This is a genomic window from Micrococcus sp. EWR3.9.1, from assembly GCF_052615555.1.
The window spans coordinates 18,670-27,429 of record NZ_JBQXFD010000021.1 but is presented as its reverse complement, the minus strand read 5'-3'; the positions used below and the strand labels follow the sequence as shown (position 1 = coordinate 27,429).

Sequence of the window (8,760 nt, the reverse complement as noted above, 5' to 3'; positions counted from 1 at the left end):
GGACAGCTATGACAACGCCCTGGCCGAGACCGTGAACGGCTATTACAAGGCCGAGCACGTCCGCGGACCCGCACGGCCAGGTCCCTGGCGGACGGTCGAGGACCTCGAGCTCGCGACCCTCGGGTGGGTGTCCTGGCACAACACGCAACGCCTCCACGGCTACCTCGGCGACGTCCCACCCGCCGAGTTCGAGGACACGTTCTATGCTGTCGAAGCCGGCCGCGAACAGCTGGTCGGAATCAAATAGCGCGAGTCTCCATCAGACCCAGGGGGCTTCAGGGCCTACGCTCTGGTCACCGACGAGATCGATTTTGGATCGAGCCGCTCGGCCACTGAGGAAGTTCTGAATTCCCGGGGATATAAGTCGAGCCGAACGCCGAACCGTAGGGTCTGTCTCGATCAGTTTGTGCTAAGGAATATGTCAGGCACGGAAAGAGGCCCAGGCGCTCCCCTCGAGGGAGTACCTGGGCCTCATTCCATTTTCCCTCGTCAGATGCGGACTCTGACCCGTGGGAACGTGGTCGGGCTAGCGGGATTTGAACCCACGACCTCTTGACCCCCAGTCAAGCGCGCTACCAAGCTGCGCCATAGCCCGTGGCGAATCGCGGTCATCCGCGCTTCGGCACCCGATGAGCATACCCCACCGGCACCGCCGGGCGCGAATCGGAAGCGGGCCTGCCAGGTCGTCGTTGTCAGGGGCAAACCGCGCGACACCCCCGAAACGTGAACAAGGGGCCCACGTCCTCTTCACAGACGTGAACCCCTCATCCCTTGACCGAGGGCCACCCGACCGAGAGTCCCCCAGCGACCGCGGCCCCGGCGTACCGGTGGGCCTGGCGGTCTGCACGAACCCTCTCATGACTGAGGGTGCAGTCGTGCACGGGTGAAGCGTAACACGTCGAGCCGCTCCGATCCGCCGTTCCGGGCGGGTCGAAGAGGCGTGTCGGGGGGGCTCACGGATCCCCGTCGCAGGATCAGTACGTGAAGGTCCGGTCCCCCACGCGGAATTCGACATCCTTCAGGTCCGGGATGGCGTTGCGCGCCCGCTCCGCCGCCTCCCGCATCGTGTCCTCGAGGACCTGGGGATCGGCATCGAGCAAAGACTGGCCGTACTCGATGACCACCTTTCCGTCCTCCCGGAGCGCCTCGACGTCGACGATGTCCGAACCGGAGGGCAGGGATCGCGTCAGGTCCTCGACGACCTCGGCGGCGCGCTGGTCCGCCTCTGCGAGGGCGCCCTCGGCCTCCTGGCGCAGCTGCCCCAGGTCCACGCGGTCCGAGGCGTCCGCCTCCAGCTCGCTGATCCGGTCCTCGGCCTGGGCGAGCCGGTCCTCCGCGCTCTGCAGCGCGGCCCGGGTCTCGCCGTCGTCGACCGCACAGCCGGATGCGGCCAGCGCGAGCGCGGCCAGGGTGGCCAGGGACAGGGCGGCGGGGCGACGTCGGATGAGGCTCATGCCCTCAGGCTACGAGGCGAAGGTGGACGAACGGTGGGAGCTTGCCGGGACGACGACGTCCCCCGGCGCGGGTGGCCGAGGGACGTCGTCGCGGGCGGTGCCGGATCAGCGGCGGCGGCCGCGCTTCTCGCGCACGCGCATGCCGATCTCGAGGGGCGTGCCCTCGAACCCGAACGTCTCGCGCAGGCGGCGCACGATGAACCGGCGGTAGCCGGGGTCCAGGAACCCGGTGGTGAACAGCACGAACTTGGGCGGCCGGCTCGAGACCTGGGTCGCGAACAGGATGCGGGGCTGCTTGCCGCCGCGCAGCGGGTGCGGGTGGGCCGCCACGAGCTCGCCGAGGAACGCGTTGAGCTTGCCCGTGGGGATGCGGGTGTCCCATGAGTCCAGGGCGAGGTCCAGCGCGGGGACGAGACGGTCCTTGTGCCAGCCGGTCTTCGCGGAGATGTTCACGCGCGGCGCCCACGCGACGTGCGCCAGGTCCCGCTCGATCTCCTTGGCCAGCTGGAGCCGCCGATCCTCATCCACCTGGTCCCACTTGTTGAACGCGATCACGAGGGCGCGACCGGAGTCCAGCACCATCTGGAGGATGCGCACGTCCTGCTCCGAGATCACCTGCGGCGCCTCGAGCAGCACCACGGCCACCTCGGCGCGGTCCAGGGCGGAGGCCGTGCGCAGCGAGGCGTAGTAGTCGGCGCCGTGGGCCATGTGCTGCCGTCGACGGATGCCGGCGGTGTCCACGAAGCGCCACAGCCGTCCGCCGAGCTCCACGAGCTCGTCCACGGGGTCGCGCGTGGTGCCGGCCAGGTCGTCCACCACCACGCGGTCCGAGCCGGCCAGCTTGTTCAGCAGCGAGGACTTGCCCACGTTCGGCCGGCCCACGAGGGCGATCCGGCGCGGGCCGCCGCGCGGCACGAGACCGCCGTGGGCGGACTCCTCCGGCAGTGCCTCGAGCGCGGCGTCCAACAGGTCCGCGACGCCGCGGCCGTGCACCGCGGACACCGGGTACGGGTAGCCGAAGCCGAGCGACCACAGGGTGGCGGCGTCGGCCTCCTGGACCATGTCGTCCACCTTGTTGGCGGCCACGATCACCGGGCGGTCCTTGCGACGCAGCATCGAGACCACGGCCTCGTCCGTGGCCGTCATGCCGACGGTGGCGTCCACCACGAACACGACGGCGTCCGCCACGTCCACGGCCAGCTCGGCCTGCTCGGCCACGCGACGGTGGATGCCCTTGGCGTCGTGCTCCCAGCCGCCGGTGTCCACCACGGTGAACTCGCGGCCGTTCCACTCGGCGTCGTAGGAGACGCGGTCGCGCGTCACGCCGGGCACGTCCTCCACCACGGCCTCACGGCGGCCGATGATGCGGTTGACGAGCGTGGACTTGCCGACGTTCGGCCGGCCCACGATGGCCAGCACGGGCGGCACGGGCGCGTCGACGTCCTCGTCGGGCCCGAGCTGCCACGCGTCGAGGAGGGCGGCGTCGTCCTCCTCGAGCTCGTAGTCGGCCAGGCCCGCGCGCAACGATGCGGCACGCGCCTCGGCCTCCTCCTCGGTCATGGCGGCGAGCCGCTCGGCCACCTGGTCGTCGCCGGCGGGGACGAACTCGTCCTCACCGGAGCGGTGCTGGGGGTTCTCGGTCATCGTCGGCCTCCCTTCACGGCCGGGATGCCGGCCTGGTCCTCGACGGCGGCCAGGACGGCCGCCACGGTCTGCTCGAAGTCGAGCTCGGTGGAGTCCACGAGCGCCACCCCGTCGGCGGGGCGGTCGAACGTGGACACGGTGGCGTCGCGGGCGTCGCGCCCGGCCACCTGGCGGTGCAGCGTGCCGGCGTCGACGCCGGTCTCCCCCGCCGCGGCCAGCTGGCCCGAGCGCCGGGCGGTGCGCACGGCCTCGGAGGCCGTGAGCAGCACGCGCGCGTGGGCGTCCGGGGCCACCACCGTGGTGATGTCGCGGCCCTCGGCGACCATCCGGCCCGCGGCGGCGATCGCCGCCCGCTGGCGACGGTGCAGCTCCTCGCGCACCGGGATGACCACGGCGACGGTGGAGACCGTGTCCGTGACCTCGGGGCCGCGGATCGCCTCGGTGACGTCCGTGCCGCCGACCCGCACGGCCTCGACGTCCGGGTCGGTGGACTGGTCCAGGTCCATGGCGACGGCGGCCGCCGCCACGGCCTCCGCATCGGTCAGGTCGACGCCCTCGTTCAGGCAGTGCCACGCCACGGCGCGGTACATGGCGCCGGTGTCCAGGTACGCGGCGCCGAGACGCCGGGCCACGGCCTTGGACACGGACGACTTGCCCGAGCCCGAGGGGCCGTCCACCGCCACCACGAGCGGCGCGGGTGCGACGTCGTCGCGGGTGTGCTCGGTCATCTCAGACCACCTTCCATCCGGCGGCGGTCAGCGCCGCCACGAGTTCGTCCCTGCGGCCGGGCAGCACGGAGATCTCCACCATGCCGACCCGGTGGCCCGAGGCGTGCTCGAGCCGCAGGTCCTCCACGTTCACGTCCGTGCGGCCGACCTCGTCGAGGAGGGCCGCGATCTGCCCGGGGGCGTCGTCCACGATCACCGTGACCACCGCGAACGCCTGCGGCGGCGCCCCGTGCTTGCCGGGCACCCGTGCCCGACCGGCGTTGCCCTCGGCGATCAGCTGCGCCATGTCCAGCCGCGCCCCGGGGGCGGAGGGGTCCTCCAGGGTGCGGATCAGCCGGTCCAGGTCCGCCCGCAGCCCGTGCAGCGCCGGCACGATCCGCCCGGCGTTGCCGGAGAGGATCTGCACCCACAGCTGCGGGTCCGACGCTGCGATCCGGGTGGTGTCCCGCAGCCCGTTGCCGGCCAGGGCGAGCGCCTGGTCCGGGGTGTCCTGCAGGCGGGAGGCCACGAGCGAGGCGGCGATCTGCGGCAGGTGCGAGATCAGCGCGACCGATTCGTCGTGGGCGCGGGCCGCCATCCGGTACGGGGTGGCCTGCAGCGTCAGCGCGAGCGCCCGACCGGCCGCGAGGGCGCCCGGGTGCGTCGTGTCCGTCGGGCACAGCACCCACGGCGCCTGCGTGAACAGGGTGCCGCGGGCCGCCACGGGACCGGACCGCTCGGAGCCGGCCATCGGGTGCGTCCCGAGGTACCGGTCGGCGTCCTGCGGGGCCAGGCGGCCGTCGTCGACGGCAGCGCGCACGCCCGCGGCGACCGCCTCCTTCACCGAGGCGATGTCCACCACCACGGCCGCGGGCCAGCGGCGCAGCGAGTCGACCACGACGTCGGCGGTCACGTCCGGCGGCGCGGCCACGACGACGAGTCCCGGGGCGACGTCGAGGTCGTCGCCCTCGGCGTCCAGGCGGGCGGGGCGTCCGGCGCGGATGTCCGCGGCCACGGCCAGGGCGGCGGGCGAGGGGTCGTGCAGGCGCACGTCCACACCGGCCGCGCTCAGCCCGATGCCGATCGAGGCGCCCAGCAGACCGGTCCCCCGGACGAGCACGGGCTGCGGGATCCCGGCCGGGCCGTCACCGAGCTTGGCGGCGGACTCGGCGGGCGCGCTCACAGGCCGACCAGGGCCTTGACGTGGCCCAGCTCCTGCGCGTTGAGTGCGCGGACGGTGCCCTGCTTCTGGTCGCCCAGCAGGATGGGGCCCACCTTGACGCGGACGAGCCGCTCGACCGGGTGGCCGATCTCCTGGAACATGCGACGCACGATGCGGTTCTTGCCCGAGTGCAGCACGACCTCGACGAGCACGTGGCCCGGCGTCGAGTCGACGAGCTTGAACGAGTCGACCTGCGCCACGCCGTCCTCCAGTTCCACGCCCTCGCGCAGCCGGTTGGAGACGCCCTTGGCCAGCGGGCCGCGGGTCTGCACGACGTAGGTCTTGGGGACCTCGTAGCTGGGGTGGGTGAGGCGGTTGGCCAGCTCACCGTCGTTGGTGAGGATGAGCAGGCCCTCGGTCTCGTTGTCCAGACGGCCCACGTGGAACAGGTGCTCCTGCCCGGGCTTGAGGTAGGTGGCGATCGAGGGCCGGCCCTCCGGGTCCACCATCGTGGAGATCACGCCGCGGGGCTTGTTGAAGACGAAGTACTGCTTGGTCACGTCCGTCTGCACGGAGATGCCGTCCACCCGGATCACGGCCCGGGCCGGGTCCACGCGCACGCCGGGCTCGGTGACGACGACGCCGTCCACCTCCACGCGGCCCTCCGCGATGAGGTCCTCGCTCACGCGCCGGGACGCCACACCCGCCGCGGCCAGCACCTTCTGCAGGCGCTCGCCCGACTCGTCGTGGATGCGGTCGAGGTGGGCGGCCTTGGCCCGGGCGGCGCCGGCGCCGCGGCCGCGGCGGCCGCGGGTGCGCGGCACGGCGTCCTCGTCGAAGGGGGCCTCCTCACGGGGGGCGGCGGCGCCGCGGCGGGCACCGATCTGTCGCTGGAAATCGCGCTCCTGGAACGGGCCGCCCCGTCGACCGACGGCGGGGGTGCGTCCGGAGCCTCGCGGCTTGCGGGAGTTCATGGGGAGGGCGTCCTTTCGGGTGCGCGTCAACGGCGCCGGTCGGGCCGGCGGCGGACGGGTCAGGGGGTGAGGGACGGCCCGGAGACGGACACGCCCGGCTCCATTCTCGCAGATCGACGGCGTCGCGTCTCCCGGCCACCGCTCCCCCGGCCGCGAGCGCGCAGAGAACCGGCCCGGTCCCGCGACGGGACCGGGCCGGCGTCGTCGGCGCTCAGCGGACGGTCACGGCGCGCCGCCGCGGCAGATCAGCTCGCGGGCGAGCTGCCGGTAGGCCTTGGCGCCGTCGTGGTTCTCGGCGAACAGGGTGATGGGCGTGGCCGCCACCGTGGCGTCGGCGAACTTGATGGACCGCTTGATGACGGTCTCGAACACGCGGTCCCCGAAGCCGGCCACCAGCGAGCCCACGACCTCCTTGGAGTGCAGGGTCCGCTGGTCGAACATCGTGGCCAGCACGCCGTCGATCTCCAGGTCCGGGTTGAGCCGGTCCTGCACCTTCTCGATCGTCTCGACGAGCAGGGCGACCGCGCGCAGCGCGAAGAACTCGGCGGTCAGCGGGATGATCACGCCGTGCGAGGCGGTCAGCGCGTTGACGGTCAGCAGGCCCAGCGAGGGCTGGCAGTCGATGAGGACCACGTCGTAGTCGTCGCGGACCTGGCGCAGCGCACGCTCGAGGACCTGCTCGCGGGCCACCTCGTTGACGAGCTGCACCTCGGCCGCGGACAGGTCGATGTTGGCCGGCAGCAGGTCCATGTTCTCGAAGTCCGTGGACAGGATCGCGTCCTTCGCGGTCACCGACCGTTCCATGAGCACGTTGTACACCGTGGTGTCGAGCTCGTGCGGGTTCGCGCCCAGGCCGGCCGAGAGGGCGCCCTGCGGGTCGAAGTCCACCATGAGCACCCTGCGGCCGTAGCCCGCGAGCGCGGCGCCCAGGTTGATGGTGGAGGTCGTCTTCCCGACGCCGCCCTTCTGGTTCACCATCGAGATGATCCGCGCCGGGCCGTGCGAGGTCAGGGGCGCGGGCTCGGGGAAGTCGTGCTTGGGCCGGCCGGTGGGCCCGAGCACGGGCTCGCCGTGGATGGTCGTCACGGGGATCGGTTCTCTCGAGGTCACGGCGGCGCCGGCTCCTTCCACGGTGGTCTGCACGCCCGGCCGCGGGCCGCGGCGCGCCGCGGCCGCCGTCGTCGGCGTGTCCGGATCTTCCCCCACCCTAGTGCCTGGCGTTCCCAGGACGACGGCGACGCCGGGGACGGGCCGGTGTCCAGGCTCGTCCCCGGCGTCGCCGGTGGTCGACGGTGCGGCGTGCCGCGCGGGCCCGCCGCCTCCGTCAGCGGGCGGGGTTCCGGTCGCCGTCGGCGGCCATGGCGAAGTTCAGGCTGGAGTCGGGGTGACCCTCGTAGGCCTGCTCGGCGATCGTCGGGGACTGCTGCGGGTCGTGCGCGGCGCCGCCATGGCCGGCCACGGTCGCCTCGTCGAACTTCAGCTCGCCGCTGAGAACGCGCCGGGCGCGCTCGCCGTCGAGCTCGCCCACCCAGCGGCCGATGAGGAGCGTGGCCACGGCGTTGCCGGTGAAGTTGGTCAGGGCGCGGGCCTCGGACATGAACTTGTCGATGCCCACGATCACGCCCATGCCTCCGAGCAGCTCGGGTCGGTGCGCCTCCAGGCCGGCGGCGAGCGTGGCCATGCCCGCGCCGGTGACGCCGGCCGCGCCCTTCGAGGCGATGATCATGAAGACCAGCAGGCCGATCTGCTCGCCGAGGTTCATCTCCGCGCCCATCGCGTTGGAGACGAAGAGCGCGGCCATGGTCAGGTAGATGGCGGTGCCGTCCAGGTTGAAGGAGTAGCCGGTGGGCACGGTCACGCCCACGACGGACTTGTCCACGCCGGCGTGCTCCATCTTGGCGATCAGGCGGGGCAGGGCGGTCTCGGAGGAGCTGGTGGCGAAGATGAGCAGGTACTCCCGGCCCAGGTACTTCATGAGGGACAGGATGCTCAGGCCGGTCACGACCTTCAGGATGGTGCCGAGCACCACCACGATGAAGGCGATGCAGGTCAGGTAGAAGGCGCTCATGAGCAGCGCCATGGCGCCGATCGCGGACCAGCCCGTGGAGCCGACGACGGCGGCGATCGCACCGAAGGCGCCGATCGGGGCGCCCACATCACCATCATGAGGATGCGGAACACGACGCCCTGGATCAGCGTGAGACCACGCAGCAGCGGGGCGCCGGCCGGGCCCATCTGCTGCAGGGCGAAGCCCACGAGCAGGGCGACGAACAGGGTGGGCAGCACCGGCAGGGAGCCGGGGATGATGTCCAGCAGGAACTGGACGGTGCCGTCCGCCGCGGCCTGGGGCTTGTTCGGGTCGTAGGGCGTCAGCTTGAGGCCCTCACCGGGGTGGATGAGGTTGCCGACGACGAGGCCGACGGCCAGCGCGAACGTGGACATCGCCATGAAGTAGACCAGGGCGATGCCGCCCACGCGGCCGACGGTCGCGGCCTTGGCGATCGAGCCGACGCCGAGGGCGATCGTGCAGAAGATGACCGGGCCGATCATCATCTTGATGAGGGAGACGAAGCCGTCGCCCAGGGGCTTGAGGGACTTGCCGAACTCGGGGAAGAGCAGGCCGACGGCGGCGCCCAGCACCACCGAGGCGATCACGGCGATGTACAGCCAGTGGGTGCGGTCCTTCTTTTCCGCCGGGGCCGGCGGGGCCGAGGTCTCGGCCGGTGGGGTGTGCGCCATGGGGCGTTCCGTTCTGTGCGGTGGTGGGGCGCCGCCGAGCGGTCCGCAGCGGCGCGGGAGGGATGTGACCACTCTCGCGG

Annotated in this window: 7 protein-coding genes, 1 tRNA gene and 1 pseudogene; 1 reads left to right on the top strand and 8 read right to left on the bottom strand. The window is 72.4% G+C overall.

Translation table 11 applies throughout. The annotated features are described in order from the left end of the window. Window positions 1-247 (top strand): integrase core domain-containing protein (locus ACUJ8O_RS10590; RefSeq protein ID WP_445373366.1); only part of this gene is annotated, 247 nt, incomplete at its 5' end. A 271-nt stretch (window positions 248-518) separates the two neighbouring features. Here the strand turns inward: ACUJ8O_RS10590 and ACUJ8O_RS10585 are convergent. From ACUJ8O_RS10585 to ACUJ8O_RS10550, 8 genes and pseudogenes are all read right to left on the bottom strand, one after another. Further along, a tRNA-Pro gene (locus ACUJ8O_RS10585) sits at window positions 519-595 on the bottom strand. A gap of 379 nt (window positions 596-974) precedes the next feature. Then, window positions 975-1,454, bottom strand: a complete 480-nt coding sequence (locus ACUJ8O_RS10580; protein WP_044659889.1) for a hypothetical protein — start codon at window positions 1,452-1,454, stop codon at window positions 975-977. A 105-nt stretch (window positions 1,455-1,559) separates the two neighbouring features. Further along, entirely contained in the window at window positions 1,560-3,098 is a 1,539-nt protein-coding gene (gene der, locus ACUJ8O_RS10575; protein WP_095347576.1) for a ribosome biogenesis GTPase Der, read from the bottom strand. After that, window positions 3,095-3,826, bottom strand: coding sequence for a (d)CMP kinase (cmk, locus tag ACUJ8O_RS10570; RefSeq protein ID WP_135019493.1), 732 nt, complete (start codon window positions 3,824-3,826; stop codon window positions 3,095-3,097). The genes der and cmk overlap by 4 nt, the downstream gene beginning before the upstream one ends. A 1-nt stretch (window position 3,827) precedes the next feature. Beyond that, window positions 3,828-4,988 (bottom strand): prephenate dehydrogenase, encoded by a 1,161-nt coding sequence (locus ACUJ8O_RS10565; RefSeq protein ID WP_063189213.1) that lies wholly within the window; start codon window positions 4,986-4,988, stop codon window positions 3,828-3,830. Beyond that, window positions 4,985-5,941, bottom strand: a complete 957-nt coding sequence (locus tag ACUJ8O_RS10560) for a pseudouridine synthase (protein WP_095347578.1) — start codon at window positions 5,939-5,941, stop codon at window positions 4,985-4,987. The genes ACUJ8O_RS10565 and ACUJ8O_RS10560 overlap by 4 nt, the downstream gene beginning before the upstream one ends. Window positions 5,942-6,163: 222 nt before the next feature. After that, window positions 6,164-7,033, bottom strand: coding sequence for a ParA family protein (locus ACUJ8O_RS10555; protein ID WP_371263965.1), 870 nt, complete (start codon window positions 7,031-7,033; stop codon window positions 6,164-6,166). A gap of 232 nt (window positions 7,034-7,265) precedes the next feature. Further along, window positions 7,266-8,680: pseudogene (locus ACUJ8O_RS10550) on the bottom strand (cation:dicarboxylate symporter family transporter). Window positions 8,681-8,760 lie beyond the last annotated feature (80 nt).

What these genes read in the sequence shown, in the direction of transcription:
- ACUJ8O_RS10580 (WP_044659889.1), bottom strand. Translation starts at nt 1,454, where the DNA reads ATGAGCCTCATCCGACGTCGCCCCGCCGCCCTGTCCCTGGCCACCCTG.
- der (WP_095347576.1), bottom strand. Translation starts at nt 3,098, where the DNA reads ATGACCGAGAACCCCCAGCACCGCTCCGGTGAGGACGAGTTCGTCCCC.
- cmk (WP_135019493.1), bottom strand. Translation starts at nt 3,826, where the DNA reads ATGACCGAGCACACCCGCGACGACGTCGCACCCGCGCCGCTCGTGGTG.
- ACUJ8O_RS10560 (WP_095347578.1), bottom strand. Translation starts at nt 5,941, where the DNA reads ATGAACTCCCGCAAGCCGCGAGGCTCCGGACGCACCCCCGCCGTCGGT.